This is a genomic window from Collinsella sp. AM20-15AC, from assembly GCF_003471405.1.
In the GTDB taxonomy this organism is placed as follows: Bacteria; Actinomycetota; Coriobacteriia; order Coriobacteriales; family Coriobacteriaceae; genus Collinsella.
Map to the genome: position 1 here is coordinate 14,988 of NZ_QRJA01000006.1, position 23,293 is coordinate 38,280.

Sequence of the window (23,293 nt, forward strand, 5' to 3'; positions counted from 1 at the left end):
TTACTGTAACCTTTCCACGGCATTTCGAGAAACAAAGCGCCCGATACGCAAAGCTAAAGGTCTGCGAATCTTGTATTACGAACATCTGTGCGCGTCGAGTGCGCTAAACTCATCGGCAGTATGATTCGATGCAATAGGAGGCAAGGAGCTTCCATGTCTGATTCCTCTATCGTTATTCGCGGCGCTCGTGAGCACAACCTCCGTGATATCGATGTTTCCATTCCGCGTGACCAACTCGTGGTCATTACCGGTCTTTCTGGCTCGGGCAAGAGTTCGCTGGCATTCGACACTATCTATGCCGAGGGCCAGCGTCGATACGTCGAGAGCCTTTCGAGTTATGCGCGCCAGTTCTTGGGCCAGATGGACAAACCCGACTTGGATTCAATCGACGGCCTTTCGCCGGCGGTGTCGATCGACCAAAAGACGACATCTAAAAACCCTCGCTCGACGGTTGGCACCGTAACCGAGATTTATGACTATCTGCGTCTGCTGTTCGCCCGTGTGGGCACCCCGCACTGTCCCGAATGCGGCCGCGTCATTGAGCGCCAGACGACCGACCAGGTCGCCGATAAGGTCCTGGCGGCGGGGGAGGGCCGCCGCGCGTTTGTGCTGGCACCGGTGGTGCGCGGGCGAAAAGGCGAGTACACCAAGCTGTTTGAGGACCTTCGCGCCGAAGGCTTTAGCCGCGTGCGTGTCGACGGCGAGGTTCGCTCGCTTGATGCCCCTATCGATTTGGATAAGAAATTCAAGCACGATATCGAGGTCGTGGTCGACCGCATCGTGATTCGCGAGAACTCGCTGGGCCGTATTGCCGAGTCCGTTGAACAGGCGACTGCGCTGGCGCACGGCAATGTGAACGTATACTTGCTGCCCGACCGCGACGCTCCCGAGGGGACCGAAGGCGAGTTGCTGGAGTATTCGCTGGCGTTAGCGTGCCCGGAGCATGGACACTCCATCGATGACCTGCAGCCGCGTGATTTCTCGTTCAACGCGCCCTATGGCGCGTGCCCCGAGTGCGATGGCCTGGGCTTTAAGAAGACGGTCGATGCCGAGGCCCTAATCGAAGACCCCTCGAAGTCGATCGCCGACGGGGTCTTTGGCAGCCTGTTTGGCAACTCTAACTACTATCCGCAGATTTTCGCTGCGGTCTGCAAACACTTTAAGGTGAGCGTCGATACGCCGTGGGAGGATCTGCCTCCGCGGGTGTGTCGCGCGTTTTTAGACGGCATGGGCGACCAGAAGATTTCGGTCGACTATCAAAAGCTCGATGGGCGCCGCAGCCAGTGGGACACCAAGTTCTCGGGTGTGCGCAATATCCTGTACGAGCGCTATACCGAGACGACGAATGAGAACACCAAGGCGCGCTTGGAGAAGTACATCCGCGAGGAGCCGTGCTCGAGCTGCCACGGCGCTCGTTTGCGCCCCGAGATGCTCGCCGTCACCGTGGGCGGCAAGTCCATTTACGAGGTTTGTTGTCTGTCGTGCCGTGAGTCGCTCGAGTTTTTTGAGGGCCTGGAACTCACCGAGCGCCAACAGTTTATCGGCGGACGCATCGTCAAGGAAATCCTGGAGCGCCTGCGTTTTCTGGTCGATGTCGGACTCGACTATCTGACCCTCGATCGTGCCTCGGCGACGCTTTCCGGAGGCGAGGCCCAGCGCATTCGCCTGGCAACGCAGATCGGCGCCGGCCTCATGGGTGTCCTGTACATTTTGGACGAGCCATCGATTGGCCTCCATCAGCGCGATAACGAGCGCCTGATCAAGACGCTTGAGCGCCTACGCGATATCGGCAATACCGTCATCGTCGTCGAGCATGATGAGGATACGATTCGTGCTGCCGACTATGTGATCGACATGGGCCCCGGCGCGGGCGTGAACGGCGGACACGTAGTCGCGGCGGGAACGCCTGCCGATATTATGGCGTGTCCCGAGTCGATGACGGGCGCTTATCTGACCGGCAAACGAATGATCCGGGTTCCCGATGAGCGCCGCAAGCCCGGTCGCGGCTGCCTTAAGATCACGGGCGCCCGCGCCAACAACCTCAAAAACGTTACCGCCAAGATCGAGTTTGGTACGCTTACGGTCGTTACCGGCGTGTCGGGATCGGGTAAGAGCTCCCTGGTTACCGACACTATCGCACCTGCCCTTACGAATGCCATTCACCGTTCGACGCGCCCTGTGGGTCCGTATAAGAAAATCGAGGGCATCGAGTGTATCGATAAGGTTATCGATATCGACCAGTCGCCGATTGGCCGCACGCCGCGTTCCAACCCTGCTACGTACATTGGCCTGTGGGATGATCTTCGCGCGCTGTTTGCGAGTACGCCGGAGTCGAAGGCGCGCGGCTACTCGCCGGGACGTTTCTCCTTTAACGTGAGCGGCGGTCGCTGCGAAGCATGCAAGGGCGACGGACAAATTAAGATCGAGATGCACTTCCTTCCCGATATCTATGTCCCCTGTGAGGTCTGCGGCGGCAAACGCTATAACCGCGAGACGCTTGAGGTCACCTACCGTGGTAAGACCATCTCGGACGTGCTCGACATGAGCGTCACCGAGGCACTGGCCTTCTTTGGGAATATCCCGCAGATTAAGCGCAAGCTCCAGACGCTGTACGATGTAGGCTTGGGCTACGTGAGCCTGGGCCAGCCCGCTACGACGCTCTCGGGCGGCGAGGCGCAGCGTGTGAAGCTCGCCAAGGAGCTTCATCGACGCCAGACGGGCAAGACGTTCTATATTTTGGATGAGCCGACGACCGGCCTTCATTTTGAGGACGTCCGCCAACTGCTCGATGTGCTGCAGCGCTTGGTCGATGCGGGCAACACGGTGCTGGTGATTGAACACAACCTTGATGTCATCAAGGTTGCCGACCGCCTGATCGATATGGGCCCCGAGGGCGGTAACGGCGGCGGAACCGTCGTGGTTTCGGGCACACCGGAGCAGGTTGCGGACTGTCCGCAGAGTTATACGGGCAAGTTTTTGGCGCCGTTGCTCAGGCGTGACCGGGAGCGTCAGGCTCAACTTGATGCTCAATAAATAGGCGATTCAGTTTATGGGCGCCATCGACTCCTTGTGATTCGATGGCGCTTGCTGTGTCGAAGTGACGTATGCAGCCGAATTGGACATATACTTAATCCTTGCGTCCGAATGCGAGGGAAAGGATATGCCATGGCAAAGGCTGTAAAGACGCCAAAAACCAATGCGATGCGCGAGCTGGAAAGCGCCGGCATTTCCTATGTTCTACATACGTACGAAGACGATGGTGATGAGTCGGCGGGCCTGGGGGTCGCGATTTCGGAGCAGCTTGGCGAGGAGCCCGGACAAGGATTTAAGACCTTGGTCTGCGTGACGCCGTCCAACGACCACGTCGTGTGCTGCATCCCTGTTGCCGACGAGCTCGATCTAAAGTCCGCCGCGCGTGCCGCGGGGGAGAAGTCCTTGGCCATGATGCATGTGAAGGATTTGCTTGCGGCGACTGGCTACGTTCGCGGCGGCTGCAGTCCGGTCGGTATGAAAAAACGCTACCGGACGCTCATTGATGAGACATGTGTCCTTTGGGATACCATTTTTATTTCGGGAGGCAAGCGTGGTTATCAGCTTGAGCTTGCACCTGATGATTTAATTGCATTTTGCGGGGCGACGGTCGCCCCGATTACGAGAGAGGACTGAGCGATGCCGCAGGAAGAATTGAAGTGCGGAGCTCATTTTGCAAAAGAATCTGCGCCTCAGACACCCTCATCCGAAGCTTCTTCGTCGCGAGACGACACTGACGACATGGGCTCGTCGGACTACTCCACGGTTGGTCGTTCCGCCGGGCTTATGACCATCCTGACCATCGTGTCTCGCGTCACCGGTTTTATCCGCACGTGGGCAATGGCGGCCGCTATCGGCATGTCGCTGCTCTCGTCTTCCTATCAGGTCGCCAACAACCTGCCCAATATGCTCTACGAACTCGTGATGGGCGGCATGCTCGTGACGGCGTTTTTGCCCGTGTACATGGGCGTGAGGCGTGAGCAGGGTCGCGAGGCCTCTAACGAGTACGTGGGCAACCTGCTCGGTATTCTGCTATTGGTGCTGGGTGGCATTTCGTTGCTGGGGACCGTGTTCGCCCCGGGCTTTATCTGGACGCAATCGTTCCTTTCGGGTGACGGCGGCAGCATGGATACCGCTGCGTTCATGTTCCGTTTCTTTGCCATCCAGATTCTGTTTTATGGTTTGGGCTCGGTGTTTTCGGGCGTCCTCAACGCACACCGCGACTACTTCTGGTCGACGTTTGCCCCGGTCCTCAACAATGTGATCGTCATTGCGAGCTTTATGGGCTTTGCGCCCGTGTCCGCACAGTTTGGCGAACGTGCCGGCATCATCTTGATTGCGGCCGGTACGACCCTCGGTGTCTTTGTTCAGATGGCATGTCAGATCCCCGCGCTTGGCAAGCACGGCGTGCATCCCCATATCCATATCGACTTTAAGGACCCCGCACTGCGCCAGACGATTGCGCTCGGTATCCCGACGCTGCTCGCCACGGTGTGCATGTTTGTCTCGACTTCTATCACCAACGCTGCTGCGCTGGTGGTCCAGCCCGAGACTGGTCCTTCCGTCATCGCCTATGCGCGCCTGTGGTACACGCTGCCCTACGCGCTGATTGCCGCCTCGCTTTCGACGGCGCTCTATACCGAGCTCTCTCACGACGCACAGGAGAAGGATTACGACAGCGTCCGCACGGGCATTTCGCGTGGCGTCGCCCAGATGCTGTTCTTCCTGATTCCATTCGCGCTGTACCTGATTGTCTTCGCGCGTCCGCTCAACATGATCTACTGCGCTGGCAAGTTCGATGAGTCCGGTGTGGCGCTGGTGTCGGAGTTTCTTATCTACCTGGCACTTTCCCTGCCGCTCTACGGCGTGGTCGTGCTGATGCAGAAGAGCTTCTCTGCCTTGCTCGACATGAAGCCCTATAGCCGCTATTGTCTGTATTCCGCCATCGGCCAGGCCGGCTCGGTTCTGCTGTTTGGCGTTGTGCTGGGCTTCGGTATGCCGGCAATCGCGCTTTCGTATGTCGTCGACTACGTGATCTTGGTCGGTTGCTCGCTGTGGTGGCTGCGTCGTCGTCTGCGTGGTCTTCAGGTTAAATCTATCCTGCATGGCGGTTTCTTTGGCCTTTTGTTCGGTGGCCTGGGTGCTGCCGCAGGCGCCGGCGTCATGTGGGCGCTTGAGCACTTTGTCGGGGCACTTGGCGGCTCGATTCTGATTACTCTTGGCTACGTTTGCGTTGCGGGTGTCGTCTCGCTTGCTGTTACCTTTGGCCTTGCCGTCGTCCTTAAGATGCCCGAGGTCTCGGCGCTGATTCGTCGCAAGTAGGTGCGCGTGGCCGGTCACGACAACATTCCAACGCTTGCCGAGCAGGTTTCGCGCGTTCCCACGCAGCCCGGCTGCTACCTTTGGAAAGACGCCAAGGGCGATGTCATCTACGTGGGCAAGGCGAAAAACCTGCGCGCCCGTATGCGTCAGTACGTGACGCTGCAGGACGAGCGCCAGAAGATCCCGCTTATGATGCAGCTGGTGGCGAGCTTTGACTATATCGTGGTGGAGACCGAGCACGAGGCGTTGGTGCTCGAGCGCAATTTGATTGGTCAGTACCATCCGTACTTTAACGTCGACCTCAAGGATGACAAGAGCTACCCCTTTATCGCCATTACAAAGGGCGACCTGTATCCCGCTATCAAATACACGCGTGAGCGTCATAAGCCGGGAACGCGCTATTTTGGACCTTATACCGATAGCCGCGCGGCACGTGAGACGATAGATACGCTGCGCAAGGTTATCCCCATCTGCTCCGCATCCTGTGCGGAGTGGCGTCGTTGTCGCCGTATCGTCGAGTCCCACAAGGGCGAGGAAGACATCGTCAATATGATTTGCGCGCAAAACGGGCGCCCCTGCTTTGACTACCATGTCGAGCGCGGCCCGGGTGCGTGTGTCGGCGCGATTTCCCCGGCAGACTATGCCAAGAACGTCAAGCGTGTCGAGCGCTTTTTGTCGGGCCATCGCAAGGATGTCGTCGATGAGCTGACCTCCGAGATGATGGATGCCGCTGAGGCGCTCGACTTTGAGCGCGCGGCACGCGTCAAACGTCGTTTGGAGGTCATCAGGGGTCTGGACGATCGTCAGCAAGTCGTTTTTCCCTCCAGTGTCGATATAGATGTCATCGGTTTCTATCGCGAGGAGACCATCTCCGCCGCTTGCGTCTTCGTCGTTCGCGAGGGCCGAACAGTTCGCACCTGCGAGTTCATTCTCGACAAGGGTCTTGATGTTGACGAGGAAGAGCTCCAGTCGGGCTTTCTTAAGCGCTATTACGACGAGACGGCTGATATTCCAGCTGAGGTCAACCTTTCCGTCGAGCTTGAGGATGCGGAGGCGCTGGGGGAGTGGCTTGCGGGCAAGCGTGAGCGTTCCTGCCATCTCCATAGGCCGCAGCGTGGCGAAAAGCACCGTCTGCTCGATATGGCATCCAAAAATGCGCGCCATGCTCTCATGCGCTACATGATGCGAACGGGGTACGCTGACGACCGCACCAATCAAGCGCTCCTGGAGCTCGAAAGTGCGTTGGCGCTGCCATCGCCGCCGTTGCGTATCGAGTGCTTCGATATCTCTACACTGCATGGCACCTTCACGGTCGCCTCGATGGTGGTGTTTACCAACGGGCGCGCCGACAAGAGTCAGTATCGTCGTTTTAAAATTCAGGCCGAATTGGACGAGGCAAACGACTTCGTGTCGATGTCCGAGGTTTTGGGACGACGTTATGCTCCCGAGCGCATGGCCGACGAGCGCTTTGGCTCGCGCCCCGATTTGCTCGTTGTCGATGGCGGTAAGCCGCAATTGACCGCTGCGATCAAGCAACTTGAGGCTCTTGGGCTCGATATACCAGTTTGTGGCTTGGCAAAGGCCGATGAGGAGGTTTTCGTGCCTTGGGACGAGACTCCCGTCGTGCTGCCGACCGGGTCCGCGTCGCTCTATCTAATTAAACAGGTGCGCGATGAATCGCACCGTTTTGCCATCACGTTCCATCGCGAATTGCGCGATAAAGCCATGACGGTTTCGGTACTCGATGACGTTCCAGGCGTGGGACCCACCAGAAAACGTGCCCTTATGCGCCATTTTGGCTCGATGAAGCGTTTGCGCGCGGCGAGCGAGCAAGAGATCGCGGAAGTTCGAGGCATTCCTGCCGATGTCGCCAAAGCGGTTCACGAGGCGCTCGTTGCATGGAATGCCGAGCGCGCCGAGGCGGCGGCAAAGCAATCCGAAAACTAAACACGCCTCTAAACAACTGATATACATGATTGCGTGATTTTCAATCATTTATTTCACGGCGATTACCAGCCGATTTCGGGTTTAATTAACGCTAAAACGTTTGACTAGCCATGGTGAACAACCCTGCTATCCTGCGGGTTGACGAAGACTGATATCTCACCTCGTCGATACATACTGTCTGGCGAATCGTTTGTCAATGAATTCGGTGAACGGTAGCAAATACCGTTCAAGCGTATGTATGTATCGGTCGCCGAGCGCGGCACCTCAGTTGGGTTCGTCGGTAGGTAAGGTATATATCGTCCGCAAGTTGCGCGGGGGCACGTCTAGGCGCTCCCGGGTAAGATTCTCTATTGATAGGAGAAGACATGGCCATCATCAACAAGGGTATGTCCAGGCGTTCGTTCCTCGGCCTCACCGGCAGCGTCGCTGCTGTCGCAGGGCTTGGTCTCACCGGCTGCGGTGGCAGCTCTAGCGACGAGGGTTCCGCTTCCGGTTCCACCGATTCCGCCAACCGTGGCGGCGGCGTGATCACCGCTGGTTCCGCTTACGCTCCGTCCAGCTTCGATCCCGCCAGCACCGGCTCCGCTGTGGGCCTGGGTGCTAACTGGCACGTCGTCGAGGGCCTCTACGGCATCGATTACCACGACTACAGCACCTTCAACGAGCTCGCCACCGACGATCCCAAGTCTGTGGACGACACCACTTTCGAGGTCACCATCCGCAAGGGCGCCAAGTTTTCCGATGGCACCGAGGTCACCGCTGACGATGTCGTTGCCTCCTACACCGCTTGCGCCGCTTCCGCTACCTATGCTCCGTTCTTCCAGCCCTTCGAGTCCATCGAGGCCAAGGACGCCAGCACCGTGACGGTCAAGACCAAGGTCCCCAACTTCTCCCTGCTCAAGGATCGTCTGGCCATCGTCCGCGTTACCCCGGCCACCCAGACCGAGGAGGATCGCGCCAAGCAGCCGATCGGCTCCGGCCCCTGGATGTACGACTCTATCTCCGATACTGAGATCACCCTGGTTCCCAACCCCGAGTACAACGGTGAGTATGCTGCCGAGGATAAGAAGATCCAGTACAGCATCCTGACCGACCCCACCGCTCGCGTTACCGCTCAGCAGGAGGGCTCCACGCTCGTTATGGAGCTCGTTACCGCTGACGCCGTCGACCAGCTCGAGAGTGCCGGCTGCAAGATCGATAACGTTCAGGGTTTCGGCACCCGCTTCATCATGTTCAACGTCGCCAAGGAGCCTTGGAACAACGTCAAGGTCCGTCAGGCTGTCATGTATGCGCTCGACACCGAGAAGATGGTCAGCAACACCTTCGCCGGCCTTGCCACCGCTGCCAGCTGCTACCTGCCCAAGAGCTTCACCAACTATCATGAGGCTTCCACGGTGTACAAGACCGACGCCAAGAAGGCTAAGAAGCTCATCGAGGAGTCTGGCATCACCCCGGGTGCCATCACCCTGCGCACCACCGACAACGAGCAGATTAAGGGTATGGCCGCCCAGGTCAAGAACGACCTCGACGCTCTCGGCTTCGATGTCACCATCCAGACCGATACCTCGCCGGCCACCTACGCTGCCATCGACGGCGGCGAGGCCTACGATATCCTCCTTGCCCCTGGCGATCCTTCCTGCTTCGGCGCCGACCCCGACCTGCTGCTCAACTGGTGGTACGGCGACAACGTCTGGATGCAGACCCGTTGCCCGTGGAAGGAGTCCGCTGAGTGGCAGAAGCTCCACGGTCTCATGGACGAGGCTCTTGCCGCCGAGGGCGACGAGCAGCAGAAGAAGTGGAACGAGTGCTTCGACATCATTGCCGACAATGCCGTTCTGTACCCCGTTGTCCACGTCAAGACCGTCTCCGCTTCCTGGGACGATCCGTCCACTGCGCCCAACGGCGAGGCCCTCGATGGCTTCAAGGGCATCGGTACGACGAGCATGTCCTTCAGGGGCGTTGCGACCGTCAAGGCGTAAGACTCGCTTGAGTCTGTATGCAGGATGTCGGTCGTTGGGACCGTATCCTCATAGTTGAAACAAAGACCCGGGCGACCTCGATGTCGCTCGGGTCTTGTAATGAGTATCCGTACTCATATACCAGTTGGTCCTACCGACAAAAGAAAGGGGAGAGAACGTGAACAACTTGCTACGTTTGATTGGAAGGCGTCTTGTGGCGCTGCCGATCATGGCATTGGGCGTCACCGTCCTGGTGTTCTTCCTTATGTCGTTCTCCAAGACCGACCCCGCCTACACGGCGTTGGGTGACGGTGCCTCGCCCGAGGCGGTTGCCGAGTACCATGAGAAGTATGGTCTGGACGACCCCTGGCCTGTGCGCTACGTGCGCTATATGGGCGATTTGATCCATGGCGACATGGGCACCTATGGTGCTGCTCGCAACTCCGTTGCCAAGCGCATCTCCACGGCCCTGCCCGTCACGATGCAGCTGACCTTCATCGGCCTTGCCATCGGTGCGGTCGTTTCGTTTTTACTCGGCGTCATCGCGGCACTGTATCGCGACAAATGGCCGGACCAAGTGATCCGCGTCTTTTCCATCGCCGGCTTGGCAACCCCGTCGTTCTGGCTTGCCGTTCTGTTGATCCTGCTGTTCTCTTCCTACCTTAAGGTGCTTCCGGCATCGGGTGCTCTGCCTCACTTCACCACGAATCCGGCTGGCTATCTGGGACGTATGATCATGCCCGCTATCGCCTTGGCATTTCCGCTGACGGGCCAGATGACTCGTATCGTGCGTACCGCCATGGTCGAGGAGCTCGATAAGGATTATGTCCGTATGGCTCGCGGCGCCGGCGTTCCCGAGAAGGTCGTCGTCGGCATCAACGTTCTTCGCAATGCGCTGATCACCCCGGTCACCACCCTCGGTCTTAAGATCGGTTACCTCATGGGCGGCGCCGTCGTCATCGAGGTTATCTTCAACCTCCCCGGCATGGGCACCGCGATTCTGCAGGGCGTTCAGGGCAACGAGGCGAACCTGGTTCAGGGCGTCGTTATCGTCGTTGCTCTTGCCTTCATCATCATCAACATCGTGGTTGACATGCTCTACCTGCTCATCAACCCGCGCATCAGGACGGTGTAGATTATGGTAAAGATTCGAGAGAAGCAAACCGAGCAGCTCGAGAAGGCTGCCTCCAAGGGGCTCAAGCTCGGTGGCTGGAAGAAGATGACGCTGTCTTCTAAGATTGCCGCCGTCGTGTTGGTGCTGGTCGCCCTGACTGCGATTCTGGCGCCCCTTCTTGCCCCCTATAGCCCGGTCGAGATTTTTACGGCTCGCCAGGCTCCCGGCAACGGATTTATCTTCGGTACCGACGATAAGGGTCGCGACATTCTGTCGCGCATGCTCTACGGTGGTCGTTACTCGCTGATTATCGGCTTTGGCGCCACTGCCATGGCTCTGGTCTGCGGCTCGGTCGTGGGCGCCCTTGCGGCGGTTTCGCGCAAGGCCGTTTCCGAGACGATCATGCGTATCCTGGACATCATCATGTCCATCCCGGGCATCGCCCTCGCGGCCGTCTTCGTCTCCATCCTGGGCAACTCCGTGCCGTCGATCATCTTCGCCATCGGCTTTATGTACACTCCGCAGATTGCCCGTATCGTGCGCGCCAACATCGTGTCCGAGTACGGCGAGGACTATGTCCGCGCGGTCATCGTTTCCGGCGCCAAGGCTCCGTGGATTTTGATCAAGCATGTTCTGCGTAACTGCATCGCCCCGATCATGGTCTTCACCGTTACCCTGGTCGCCGACGCCATCATCTTCGAGGCCTCGCTGACCTTCATCGGCGCTGGTATCCAGGAGCCCACCGCTACCTGGGGCAACATCCTCGCCGACGCCCGCGGCGGCGTGCTCGCCGGCCGTTGGTGGCAGGCGCTGTTCCCGGGCCTGGCCATCATGATCACCTGCCTGGCGCTCAACATCCTCTCCGAGGGCATTACCGACGCCATGGCCGCTGCTCCCTCCGCCGCCCTGGATCCGACCGATTCCTCCAAGCGTCGCGAGGCCGACCTGCTGGTCTCCGACCCCGTTCGCGCCTACAAGGAGCAGGCCCAGTCCCTCTCCGCTCGCCTTGGCGCCCTGCGCGATGTCGAGCTCAAGCGTGACGATCGCCATGTGCCCGACGAGTCTGTCGAACCGATTCTCTCGGTCCGTGACTTCTGCATTCAGTTTGAGCATCACGGCGATATCAACGTCGTCGACCATGTCAGCTTTGACGTCCGTCCTGGTCAGACCATGGGCCTGGTGGGCGAGTCCGGTTGCGGTAAGTCCATCACCACGCTGGCCATCATGGGCCTGACCGACGATGACGAGCACCTTTCCGGCCAGGTCCTCTGGGAGGGCCGCGACCTGCTCAAGATGAGCAAGAAGGAGTGGTTCGGCCTGCGCGGTACCGATATCGCTATGGTCTATCAGGACGCCCTGTCCTCGCTCAACCCCTCCATGCTCATCTCTGCCCAGATGAAGCAGCTCACCAAGCGCGGCGGCACCCGCAGCGCCGAGGAGCTCCTGGAGCTCGTCGGCCTTGATCCCAAGCGTACGCTCGAGAGCTATCCGCATGAGCTTTCTGGTGGCCAGCGTCAGCGTGTTCTGATCGCTATGGCCCTTACCCGCGACCCCAAGCTGGTCATCTGCGACGAGCCCACGACCGCTCTGGACGTTACCGTCCAGAAGCAGGTCATCAAGCTGCTCAACGACCTTCAGGCCAAGCTCGGCTTTGCCATGATCTTCGTCTCGCATGACCTGGCGCTGGTCGCCGAGGTCGCCCATAACATCACGGTTATGTACGCCGGTCAGGTCATCGAGCAGGCACCCACCAAGGAGCTGCTCACTAACCCGATCCACGAGTACACCCGCGGTCTTCTGGGCTCCGTTCTGTCCATCGAGAGCGGTTCGGGCCGTCTGCACCAGGTGCCCGGCGCCGTTCCGAGCCCGCGCGATTTCCCCAAGGGCGATCGCTTCGCGCCCCGCTCGAGCCATCCGCGCATTGGCCTGGACACCCGTCCGGTCTTCAAGCGCGTGCCCGGCACCGAGCACTTCTATTCCGAGCTCCCCGACGAGGTGCTCAAGGCAAATGGTTTGACCCCTCACGCGGAGGTGATGTAGATGAGCGAGACCGCAGTCAACGGCGTCGAGCCGATCATCTTCCTTGATGACGTCCACGTCACCTTTAGGACCCGTACCGGCTCGATTCTGCACCCCAACCTGGTTCACGCCGTCCAGGGTGTAACGATTAAGCTCATGCCCGGCCAGACGATCGGCATCGTTGGCGAGTCCGGTTGCGGTAAGTCCACCACCGCCAACGTCATGTGCGGCCTGCAGGCCCCCACGAGCGGCAAGGTCTACTTTAAGGGCAAGGACGTTACCAAACGTACCGCCGAGGACCGTCGCCACATGGGTCGCGTCATCTCGGTCGTGTTCCAGAACCCGGCCACGGCGCTCAACCCCCGCATGGTCGTTCGCGAGCAGCTGCTCGACCCCATGCGCGTCCACAACCTGGGTACCGAGGCCGAGCAGGAGAAGCGCGTCAAGGAGCTCCTGGAGCTCACCGGTCTGCCCAGCTCCGCCGCCGAGGTTCTTCCCGGCCAGCTTTCGGGCGGCCAGCGCCAGCGCGTCGCAATTGCCCGCGCCCTGTCGCTGAACCCCGATGCCATCATCGCCGACGAGCCCACCTCGGCTCTGGACGTTTCGGTCCGCGCGCAGATTCTGAACCTGCTGACCGACCTTAAGAAGGAGCTCGGCCTGGCCATGGTGTTCATCAGCCATGACATCCAGACGGTCCGCTATATCTCTGACGACATCATCGTTATGAATGGCGGCAAGATCGTCGAGCAGGGCGAGGCCAAGCAGGTCTTCCAGCACCCCCAGGACCCCTACACCAAGATGCTGCTCGGCGCTGCGCCGTCGCTGCTGCATCCCAAGCTCGGCGAGTAGTCTCGCTTTCCCTCCCGTGCGCCCCGTTCCCTTGCCGGGCGCACCTCCGTTGCGATTTCGAAAGGTTGGGTTCACGAGCCATGCCAAGTGCTCAGGAGCTACAACAGCAATTTGGTGGGTATCGGGGCGCCATGCCCCGTCCATCAGATTTCGATCTCTTTTGGAAGGACCGCATGGCCGAGGCCGACGCCGTCGGGCTTGACTATGCGATCGAGACGGCGTCGGTCACCGATGCCGTGACCTGCCAGCTTTTCGACCTCTGGTATACCGGCATGTGTGGCGCTCGCCTGCATGCCAAGTACCTTAAACCCGTCTCGGACGAGCCCGTGCCATTGGTACTTCAGTTCCATGGGTATCCGGGTGCAAGCCGCAGCTGGTTTGAGCAGGCGTCGTTTGCGGGCATGGGCATGGCACTCATCGCCCTCGACTGCCCCGGCCAAGGAGGTCCCTCCGAGGACATTGGTGGATTTGAGGGCACAACGGTCGCGGGCCATATCGTCGCCGGTATCGACGGCGATCCGGCCAACCTCTACTATGTCCGCTTGCACCAAGATATTCGCATCCTGTGCCGCATCGTTCGCGAGCTCGAGGGCATCGATCTTGCCCGTGTGTTTGTGAACGGCGCGTCGCAGGGCGGCGGTTTGGGCATTGCGACCTGTGCACTTAACAGCGAGCTTATCAATCGCGCCGCCATCCTCTATCCCTTCCTGTCGGATTTCCGCCTGGTCTGGGATTTGGATGCCGACGACATTGCCTACGAGGGCCTGCGCTATTGGTCTCGCTGGTTTGACGAGGACTCGACTCGTATCGACGAAGCCTATGCCAAGCTGGCGTACTTCGATTCCAAGAACTTTGCCCCTATGGTCAAATGCCCCGTGCTGTTTGGCACCGGCACAGCCGATACCGTCTGTCCGCCAGCGACGCAGTTTGCGGTCTATAACAACCTGACCTGTGAAAAGCGTCATGAGTTCTTTGAAGGCTTTGGCCACGAGGAGATTCAGGATTTTGACGATCTGATCATTCCGTTTTTCTGCAAGGGAGGGGAGGCTCATGTCTAAGTGCGAGAGCAATGTCAATGAGCTGATTGTCTCCGACCTTGTGGGGATTCCCGGAACGGTCTCGTCAAGGCTCGCTGATTTCCGGGATTGGCGCGGTGATGCTTCTGCGGATGTTTCCGAATTAGAGATAGCCGCTTCGGACCTTGAGGTTTGCGGGCCGAGTATTACGGCGATCGATTTCGCCAATCCGTATGCCCGCTACTCCGAGGTTTCCTTTGAGCTTAGTGGCGATGTGGTCCACGCGCGTTTGATCGAGCCTGCCGGTCGCGCCCGAGCATCCGAGCTTGTGCCGCTATGTCTGATGTTTCACGACATCGACCGACCCGTGCGGGGATGGCATCACATGACGAGGTTTGCCGCCATGGGATATGCCGTTTTAGCGCTGGACGATGAGGCGATTGGATCCACCGAGCTGCAGCAGGGGATTGCCTCTCCTGCTTTTGTCAAGCGCGTCCGTTGGGGTTGCGCGATGGCGAAGGTGGCGCGCAATCTTGATGGCGTGGACCCCGACCGCATCTTTGCATGGGGCGAGGGCCTTGGCGGCGGAGTCGCGCTGGCGGTTTCTGCTCTGGACGAGCGGGGCCTCGCCTGCACGGCGGTTGCCAATCCAATTCCCGGTGGCCTCGAGGCGTTGTCGTCTCGGGTGCGTGGATCGGTGCTCATGGGCACATCGCTCATGGATGCCGTGAGCGATCCCAAGGGCCAGTTTGCCGTATTCAACGGTCTTGAGTGTGACCGGAGGCATATCATCTATGCCAAATACGCTCATGAGCGCATCAATGCGTTCGAAAACGAAGTCATCGACTTTTTTAACCAAACGTTCTACCCGTGTTCTTTGGCCTAGACGGCCTGGACACTGCCAACAAGAGTGGGTGGCATAGGGCCGCCCGCCAGACAACTAAGGAGATTCTTGTGGCAACTCAGAAATTCACCGGCGTTATCCCTCCCGTCGTTGTTCCCGATACCGAAGATCACCAGCTCGATGTTGTCTCCTTTGAGCGCAGCATCAACCGCATGATCGATGCCGGCGTCGATGGCCTGTTCTTCCTGGGATCCTCGGGCGAGGTCGTCTTCTCCACCGACGAGCGCCGTCGCCAGATTATCGCCGAGGCCGTGCGCATCGTCGATCACCGCGTGCCTGTTCTGGTCGGCATCATCGATACCGAGACCGAGCGCATGATTGAGCACGGTAAGGTCGCTCAGGAGCTGGGTGCCGATGCCCTCGTCGCCACCTGCCCGTTCTATGCCCTGCAGGGCATGACCGAGGTCGAGGAGCACTTCCGCATTCTGCACGAGGAGCTCGATCTGCCCATCTTTGCCTATGACATTCCCGTGTGCGTTCACACCAAGCTCCCCTGGAAGCTCCTTGCCAAGCTCGGCGCCGAGGGCGTCCTTGCTGGCGTCAAGGATTCCTCGGGTGATGACATCTCGTTCCGCTACCTCGTTCAGGAGAACGAGAAGAATGGCCATTCGATGAGCATCCTCACCGGTCACGAGGTCGTTGTCGACGGCGCTTACCTCGGTGGCGCCGACGGCTCTGTCCCGGGCCTTGCCAACGTTGAGCCCGAGGGCTACGTGCGCCAGTGGAAGGCCGCTCAGGCCGGCGACTGGGCTACCGTCAAGGCCGAGCAGGATCGCCTCAATGAGATTTCGCACATCTGGGACGTCACCTCGGGCGTCCAGGGCTATGCCGGTGGCGTCGGCGCCTTCAAGACCGCTATGAACCTCATGGGTATCTTCGACAGCCCGACCATGCCGCGCCCGGTGAAGGCCATGACCGGCGAGAACGTCGAGGCGATTAGGAAGGTCCTCCAGGACAACGGTCTCCTGTAAAGCTTCCCCAGGCACCCGACCTCGCCGTTCAACCGTGTGGCCATGACCCATTAGGTCAATGGCCACACGGTTTCTCGGCGATCTCAGACACCTGGAAAACCTTTACTGCGCTGTGACGGCTAGCCTGACGGCGCATTTCCTGTAGTTGTTTTTATCTCCGAAGGAGAGCGACATGGAGAACAAGTACGTCTGCTCTGTCGATATCGGCGGAACTAAAATTGCGACTGCCATCATGGAGTACCCGGCTGATGGCAGCGTGCCCCATCCGGTCTTTGAAGCCGAGGTTCCCACCGAGGCCCAAGAAGGCGGCGAGGCAGTTTTCCAGCGCATCGAGGCGTCTATTAAGGCCGCCATCGAAGCGAACCCCGATGTCGAGGTTCTTGGTGTCGGCATTGGCGCCGCAGGCGTCGTCGACCCCAAGACGGGCGCCATCGCGTATGCCAACGAGATTATGCCCGGCTGGTCTGGCGTTCAGTTGGGGCCGCGTCTGCGCGAGGACCTTGGTCTTCCCGTTGCCGTTGTGGGCGACGTGCAGGCTCATGCTCTGGGCGAGGCCCACTGGGGCGTCGGCAAGGGCAAGTTCTCCGTCTTGTGCCTGGGAATCGGTACGGGCATCGGCGGCGCATATGTCGAGAACGGCCGCGTGATGCAGGGCTTCCATGGTGCTGCCGGTCATATGGGCCACATCGAGTGCTCGGCTGCCGCCGGCATTCCCTGCGCCTGCGGGCGTTCCGGCCATCTTGAGTCTGTTGCTTCGGGCACTTCCATTGGTCGTATGTACGATGAGCGCTTTGGCCGCGTCGACCCCAGCCGTCCTTCGGTCGGTCGCGATGTGAACGACCTGTGCCGCGCGGGCGACGCAAAGGCGACCGAGGTCATCCATGACGCCGGCTTTGCGCTGGGCGCCAGCTTGGGCTCGCTTGCCAACATTCTGGATCCAGAGGTCATCGTGCTTTCGGGCGGCGTGATTCACCAAGGTCCCGATTGGCGTTCGCAGACGTGGAAGGATTCGGTGCACGAGGGCTATGCCAGCCAGGCGCTCGATCCGCTTCAGAACACACCGATCCTCATCGGTTCTCTGGAGGGCGATGCTCCGCTCATCGGTGCCGCTGAGCATCTTCTTGCCTCGTTAAAGTAAACGTATCTGCTGTAGGAGCCTCCCGAGACAACACGCCTCGGGAGGCTGTTCTGAGAAAGGTTGCAGCCTTATGACCGTCGATCCATTGATTCAATCCCTGAAGGGCAAGCTCGTCGTGAGCGTTCAGGCGTATATGGGCGAGCCGCTCCGTACGCCCGAGACCATGGCTCAAATATCTCGCGCTTGCGAACTCGGCGGCGCTGCCGCCATTCGCTGCCAGGGCCTTGCCGACATTGCCGCCATTAAGGGTCGCTGTGAGGTTCCCGTCATCGGCCTGTGGAAGGATGGGCACGAGGGCGTTTACATCACGCCGACGCTGCGTCACGCTCGCGCCTGCGTCGCTGCCGGTGCCGATATCGTGGCGATCGACGCCACCGATCGTCCGCGCCCCGATGGCAAGACGGTCGAGGATACCTTCCGTCCGCTGCACGAGGAGGGTGTGCTCCTGATGGCGGATTGTGCCACCATCGAGGATATTCGCCGTGCTGTTGATATGGGCTTTGACCTGGTATCCACCACGCTTTCTCACGGCGTCGCCGCCATCGACTGCACCATGGCCGATGGCCCCGACCTGCCGCTCCTGCGTCAGGCGACTGAGGAATTCCCCGGCCTTCCCATCATTTGTGAGGGTCGCGTGCATACGCCCGAGGAGGCTCGCGCCGCGATCGATGCTGGCGCCTGGGCCGTTGTCGTCGGCACCGCCATCACGCACCCCACGAGTATTACAAGTTGGTTCAAGGCTGCGCTTGAGGCGTAAGACAGACCTCGTATCCGCTCGGGGCGGTATACTCAATATAGGCAATTGACCGCGCGGGATCCGGGTTGCTGGGTCCCGCGCTTGTTTTCGGGAGGCAGCACATGCAAAAGGGAGATGCCATGGATGCGGCGGAGCGCTCGGAGCGCATCCCCGATATCGTCATCATCACCGGAATGTCCGGATCGGGCCGCACACAGGCCATGCACGTGTTCGAGGACATGGGCTATTTTTGCATCGATAACCTGCCTCCGCGTCTCATCGCCCAGCTTGCCGAGCTCGTCGGCATCAATACGGGCGTGGGCAGGCATCTCGCCGTTACCTGCGATTTGCGTAGCCAGGGACTGTTTGACGAGTTGCTCGATGCGGTCGCCGCGCTCGAAGAGCGCGAGATGAGCTGCGACATCGTGTTCCTGGAGGCTTCTGACGAGGTGCTGATCCGTCGTTATAGCGAAAATCGCCGCCGTCATCCCATTGCCAAGCCGGGGGAGACTACGGCCGATGCCATTCAGCGCGAGCGCCTTCAGCTGCAGGGTGTGCGCGACCGAGCCGATATGATTATCGACACGAGCCGTCTGCGCACCTCTGCGCTGCGCAACAAGCTACGTATGGCATTTTCCGAGCTGTCCGACCAGCAGCTCATGGACGTTCACGTGTTCTCGTTTGGCTTTAAGCACGGCATGCCCGTCGAGGCGGACATTATGATCGACGTCCGCTTCCTGCCTAATCCGTTCTACGATCCCGAGATGCGCACGATGACCGGCCTCGATAAGAAGGTCTCCGATTTTGTCTTAGACCATCCCAAGACCCAGGAGTTCTGGAAGGCCTGGACGCAGCTGCTCGATACGGTCATGCCCGGCTATATCGCGGAGGGCAAGCCGCAACTTTCTATTGCCATCGGTTGCACGGGCGGTCAACACCGCAGCGTTGCCATCGCCGAGGCCACGGCACGTTATTTGGAAGGTGCCCAGTATCACGTGAGCATTTCCCATCGCGACCTGTCACGCGCGAACACGAAAGCATAGGCCTGCATGTCGTTTACCGCCGAGGTGCGTGACGAGCTCGCGCGCTGCGAACCCGAATGTGAATACTGCGATTTGTCGACGCTTGCCGCCCTGACGCGTGTGAGCGGTACACTTTCGCTGGCCGGCTCCGGGCGGTATCGTTTGACGGTGGCGACCGAGACGGGCGCCGTCGCGCGCACGATGATCACGCTGACGCATCGCATCCTTAAGCTCAAAACGGAATTCACCGTCCGCAAATCGGTCTTGCATAAGGTCCGTAACTATCTCATTACCCTGCCCGATCAACCTGACCTGGACAAGGCTCTGGTGCTGCTGGGCATTCTCGACCGCAGGGGAGGGCTCGTCGCCGGTGTTCCCCGGCACATCGTTGCCCGTCCCTGCTGCAGGCTTGCCTACATCCGCGGCGCGCTCATTGCGGGCGGTTTCGTGGCCGATCCCCGCGGCGACTTTCATTTGGAGATCGCGGTGCAGGGCGAGCAGTATGCCCGGGGACTTTGCGATCTATTGGAGCAGATTGGGGTCCATGCGCGCGTTAACGCGCGGCGCGGGTCCTTTGCTGTCTACATTAAGAGCGCCGAGGAGATCGAACATCTTTTAAAGCTGATTGGTGCCAAGCGCAGCGTTGCCGAGATTGAGGAGGCGCGCGCGGTCAAGTTGGTTAAGAACGATGTGAACCGTCGCGTGAATGCCGAGCTCGCCAACCAGACCAGAAGTGCGGGTGCCGCCCAGCATCAGCTTGCGCTTATCGATGAGCTCGAGCAGCGTGGCCTTCGCGATGCGCTTCCGGATGCCTTGGCGGTCTTTTGCGACCTGCGCGAGCGCTATCCCGATCTGTCGCTGCGTGATTTGGGGGAGATGGCTGACCCTCCCTTGTCAAAGTCGGCCCTCTACCATCGAGTTTTGAGGCTTGAAAAGCTCATTGAAGCAAACAGGTAGTTTAAAGTATCGGCGTATATACGGATTTAACTGCTGTTTTATTCTTTAAAACGTTTTAACGTAAATTTGATTTTCAATTTCGAGCATTCTCGTGAAATTCAAGTCCAAAAAAAGGTATATTAGGCGAGTGGTTAGTTTGTGGGCCTCAACGGCAGGCGCTGTAGCTTGCGGGGGCCTTACGAAAGGAGACACAATGGCAGTAAAGGTTGCTATTAACGGCTTCGGTCGCATCGGTCGTCTGGCTTTCCGTCAGATGTTCGGTCATGAGGGCTCCGAGATCGTCGCTATCAACGACCTCACCTCTCCCGATATGCTCGCTTACCTGCTGAAGTACGACTCCACGCAGGGCAACTACGCTCGCGATCACGAGGTCGTTGCTGGCGAGGATTCCATCACCGTTGACGGCAAGGAGATCAAGATCTACAAGGAGGCCGACGCCAACAACCTGCCTTGGGGCGACCTCGACGTCGACGTCGTTCTCGAGTGCACCGGCTTCTACACCAGCAAGGCTAAGGCTCAGGCCCACATCAACGCTGGCGCCAAGAAGGTCGTCATCTCCGCTCCGGCCGGCAGCGATCTGCCCACCATCGTGTACAACGTCAACCACGAGACGCTGACCGCTGAGGACAACATCATCTCTGCTGCTTCCTGCACCACCAACTGCCTCGCCCCGATGGCCAAGGGTCTGAACGACTTCGCTCCCATCGTGTCCGGCATCATGACCACCATTCACGCCTGGACCGGCGACCAGATGCCGCTCGACGGCCCGCAGCGCAAGGGCAACAAGCGTCGTAGCCGCGCCTGCGCCGTCAACATCGTCCCCAACACCACCGGTGCTGCCAAGGCTATCGGCCTGGTTCTCCCCGAGCTCAACGGTAAGCTCATCGGTGCCGCCCAGCGCGTCCCGACGCCGACCGGCTCCATCACCAACCTCTACGCTGTCGTTGACAAGAAGGTCACCGTCGACGAGGTCAACGCCGCTATGAAGGCCTACGCTTCCACCATCTCCGAGACCTTCGGTTACAACGAGGACGACATCGTCTCCACCGACATCATCGGCGAGACCCACGGCTCCATCTTCGACGCCACTCAGACCATGTGCTCTGACCTCGGCAACGGCCAGACCCTCGTTCAGGTCACCTCTTGGTACGACAACGAGAACTCCTACACCTCTCAGATGGTCCGCACCATCAAGTACTTCGAGAAGTTCGTTGCTTAATTTAGCTTTTAGCGAATAGCTCGTTGAGCGTCTAAAGAAGGGCGCGGCCTCATAGGGCTTACACCCTAGGGTCGCGCCCTTTTTATAGGAAATCGTCTGCCGTAATGGGAGGCAGACACGTACGAAAGGTAGAAGCAAACATGGCCTTTACCAAGAAGACCGTCCGCGACATCGATGTCGACGGCAAGCGCGTTCTCGTCCGCGTTGACTTCAACGTGCCTATCAAGGATGGCGTCGTTGGCGACACCACCCGCATCAAGGCTGCCCTGCCCACCATCAACTACCTCGTTGAGCACAACGCTCGCGTCATCCTCATGAGCCACCTCGGCCGTCCCGATGGCACCGGCTTCCAGCCCGAGCTCTCCCTTGAGCCTGTCGCCAAGAAGCTCGCTGAGCTCTCTGGTCTCGATGTTGCCTTTGTCGCCGACACCTACGGCGAGAAGGCCGCCGAGGCTGTTGCCTCCGTCGAGCCGGGCAAGGTCCTCGTTCTCGAGAACGTCCGTTTCGACAAGCGTGAGAAGAAGAACGATCCCGAGATCGCCAAGAAGCTCGCTTCCTATGGTGACGTCTTCGTTCTCGATGCTTTCGGCACCGCTCACCGCGCCCAGGGTTCCGTCGTGGGCCCCGCCGCTTACCTGCCTGCCGTCGCCGGCTTCCTGCTCGAGAAGGAGGTCGACACGCTGACCGGCATCTTCGCCGAGCCCGAGCGCCCCTTCGTCGCTATCGTCGGCGGTTCCAAGGTTTCCTCCAAGATCGGCGTTCTCGATCACCTCATCGACTCCGCTGACACCCTGATCATCGGTGGCGGCATGGCCTACACCTTCTTCCTGGCTCAGGGCCTGACCGTCGGTCAGTCCCTCAAGGAAGAGGACTGGGTCGAGCGCGCCGGCGAGATGCTCAAGAAGGCCGAGGAGAAGGGCGTCAAGATCCTGCTCCCCATCGACAACCGCGTTGCCGATCACTTTGGCGAGGACGCTGTCCCCGAGGTTGTCGCTTCCGACGCTATCCCCGACGATCGTGAGGGCATGGACATCGGCCCCAAGACCGAGGAGCTCTACGCCGAGGCTGTCAAGGGCGCCAAGACCGTGTTCTGGAACGGCCCCATGGGCGTCTTCGAGTTCGATAACTTCGCTCACGGCACCCAGGCTATCGCCGAGGCTGTTGCCGAGGCCGACTGCACCTCGATCATCGGCGGTGGCGACTCTGTCGCAGCTGTCAACAAGTTCAACCTGGCCGACAAGATGAGCTGGATCTCCACCGGTGGTGGCGCTTCCATGGAGCTCGTCGAGGGTAAGGCCCTGCCCGGAGTGGAGGCGCTTCTCGATGCCTAATCGCACCCTTCTCATCGCTGGTAACTGGAAGATGAACAACGACGTCGCCGAGGCCGCCAAGCTCGCCGACGAGCTGGCTCAGGCTCTGCCCGAGGTTCCGGCTGGCGTCGAGGTGCTCGTCTGCCCTCCGACCATTGACATCACCACGGTTCATGACCGCATTCAGGCTGCCCCCATCGCCCTCGGTGCACAGAACGTGTACTGGGAGGCCAAGGGTGCCTTCACCGGTGAGTCCTCTTGCGACATGCTCAAGTCCGCTGGCTGCACCTACTGCATCATCGGCCACTCCGAGCGTCGCGACTATTTCCACGAGACCGACGAGGACCAGAACAAGAAGGCCAAGGCCCTCGTTGCCGCCGGTCTTGTTCCCGTCTTCTGCTGCGGCGAGTCCCTCGAGGTCCGCGAGGCTGGCACCTATGTCGAGCACGTCGTGAACCAGGTCAAGGCTGGCCTTGCTGGTCTTGAGATCACCTGCCCCAAGCAGGTCGTCGTCGCCTACGAGCCCATCTGGGCCATCGGCACCGGAAAGACCGCTACCGCTGAGGACGCCCAGGAGGTCTGCGGCGCTATCCGTGAGACCCTCAAGGAGATGTTTGGCGAGGAGCTCGCCGACGGTATCCGCGTCCTGTACGGTGGTTCCGCTAAGCCCGGCAACATTGCCGAGCTCGTCGCCAAGCCCGACGTTGACGGCGCCCTCGTGGGCGGCGCTTCGCTCAAGGCTGCCGACTTCGCCTCTATGGTCGTCAAGGCAGGCGAGTAG

18 protein-coding genes are annotated in these 23,293 nt (G+C 59.9%); all 18 read left to right on the top strand.

All coding sequences use genetic code 11. From position 1 onward, the window contains the following. Positions 1-153: 153 nt before the first annotated feature. The 18 genes from uvrA to tpiA all read left to right on the top strand — a co-directional run bounded on the left by uvrA (position 154) and on the right by tpiA (position 23,293). Positions 154-3,033 (top strand): excinuclease ABC subunit UvrA, encoded by a 2,880-nt coding sequence (gene uvrA, locus DW233_RS03010; protein ID WP_117645696.1) that lies wholly within the window; start codon positions 154-156, stop codon positions 3,031-3,033. Between the two features lie 132 nt (positions 3,034-3,165). Beyond that, positions 3,166-3,666, top strand: coding sequence for a Cys-tRNA(Pro) deacylase (ybaK, locus tag DW233_RS03015; RefSeq protein WP_089573609.1), 501 nt, complete (start codon positions 3,166-3,168; stop codon positions 3,664-3,666). 105 nt (positions 3,667-3,771) lie between these two features. Further along, positions 3,772-5,352, top strand: coding sequence for a murein biosynthesis integral membrane protein MurJ (gene murJ / locus DW233_RS03020; protein WP_118266647.1), 1,581 nt, complete (start codon positions 3,772-3,774; stop codon positions 5,350-5,352). 6 nt (positions 5,353-5,358) lie between these two features. Then, a complete protein-coding gene (uvrC, locus tag DW233_RS03025; RefSeq protein ID WP_370448031.1) occupies positions 5,359-7,299 on the top strand; it encodes an excinuclease ABC subunit UvrC in 1,941 nt (646 codons plus the stop codon). Between the two features lie 365 nt (positions 7,300-7,664). Next, positions 7,665-9,278 carry an ABC transporter substrate-binding protein gene (locus tag DW233_RS03030; protein WP_035138897.1) on the top strand — a complete coding sequence of 538 codons (1,614 nt, stop codon included), beginning with the start codon at positions 7,665-7,667 and terminating at the stop codon, positions 9,276-9,278. 157 nt (positions 9,279-9,435) lie between these two features. Continuing rightward, positions 9,436-10,392, top strand: coding sequence for an ABC transporter permease (locus tag DW233_RS03035; RefSeq protein ID WP_055251823.1), 957 nt, complete (start codon positions 9,436-9,438; stop codon positions 10,390-10,392). Between the two features lie 3 nt (positions 10,393-10,395). Then, on the top strand, positions 10,396-12,411 hold the full coding sequence (locus DW233_RS03040; protein WP_118266651.1) for a dipeptide/oligopeptide/nickel ABC transporter permease/ATP-binding protein: 2,016 nt from the start codon (positions 10,396-10,398) through the stop codon (positions 12,409-12,411). Continuing rightward, on the top strand, positions 12,412-13,239 hold the full coding sequence (locus tag DW233_RS03045) for an ABC transporter ATP-binding protein (RefSeq protein ID WP_006236159.1): 828 nt from the start codon (positions 12,412-12,414) through the stop codon (positions 13,237-13,239). An 80-nt stretch (positions 13,240-13,319) separates the two neighbouring features. After that, the gene (locus DW233_RS03050) at positions 13,320-14,297 is read left to right on the top strand and encodes an acetylxylan esterase (protein ID WP_117647499.1); all 978 of its coding nucleotides are present in this window, start codon (positions 13,320-13,322) and stop codon (positions 14,295-14,297) included. Then, positions 14,290-15,141 carry an acetylxylan esterase gene (locus DW233_RS03055; RefSeq protein ID WP_118266652.1) on the top strand — a complete coding sequence of 284 codons (852 nt, stop codon included), beginning with the start codon at positions 14,290-14,292 and terminating at the stop codon, positions 15,139-15,141. The genes DW233_RS03050 and DW233_RS03055 overlap by 8 nt, the downstream gene beginning before the upstream one ends. A gap of 68 nt (positions 15,142-15,209) precedes the next feature. After that, the gene (locus tag DW233_RS03060; RefSeq protein WP_118266654.1) at positions 15,210-16,130 is read left to right on the top strand and encodes a dihydrodipicolinate synthase family protein; all 921 of its coding nucleotides are present in this window, start codon (positions 15,210-15,212) and stop codon (positions 16,128-16,130) included. A gap of 172 nt (positions 16,131-16,302) precedes the next feature. Then, complete coding sequence (locus DW233_RS03065; protein ID WP_118266656.1) at positions 16,303-17,268, top strand: ROK family protein; 966 nt, start codon at positions 16,303-16,305, stop codon at positions 17,266-17,268. 70 nt (positions 17,269-17,338) lie between these two features. Continuing rightward, positions 17,339-18,025, top strand: coding sequence for an N-acetylmannosamine-6-phosphate 2-epimerase (locus tag DW233_RS03070; protein ID WP_118266657.1), 687 nt, complete (start codon positions 17,339-17,341; stop codon positions 18,023-18,025). Between the two features lie 101 nt (positions 18,026-18,126). Continuing rightward, entirely contained in the window at positions 18,127-19,047 is a 921-nt protein-coding gene (rapZ, locus tag DW233_RS03075; RefSeq protein ID WP_022094878.1) for an RNase adapter RapZ, read from the top strand. Between the two features lie 6 nt (positions 19,048-19,053). Next, positions 19,054-19,983, top strand: coding sequence for a DNA-binding protein WhiA (whiA, locus tag DW233_RS03080; RefSeq protein ID WP_118266659.1), 930 nt, complete (start codon positions 19,054-19,056; stop codon positions 19,981-19,983). A gap of 193 nt (positions 19,984-20,176) precedes the next feature. Beyond that, entirely contained in the window at positions 20,177-21,202 is a 1,026-nt protein-coding gene (gene gap, locus DW233_RS03085) for a type I glyceraldehyde-3-phosphate dehydrogenase (RefSeq protein WP_099431436.1), read from the top strand. Positions 21,203-21,342: 140 nt separating this feature from the next. After that, positions 21,343-22,533, top strand: coding sequence for a phosphoglycerate kinase (gene pgk, locus DW233_RS03090; RefSeq protein WP_089572943.1), 1,191 nt, complete (start codon positions 21,343-21,345; stop codon positions 22,531-22,533). Beyond that, positions 22,526-23,293, top strand: a complete 768-nt coding sequence (tpiA, locus tag DW233_RS03095) for a triose-phosphate isomerase (protein ID WP_089572945.1) — start codon at positions 22,526-22,528, stop codon at positions 23,291-23,293. The genes pgk and tpiA overlap by 8 nt, the downstream gene beginning before the upstream one ends.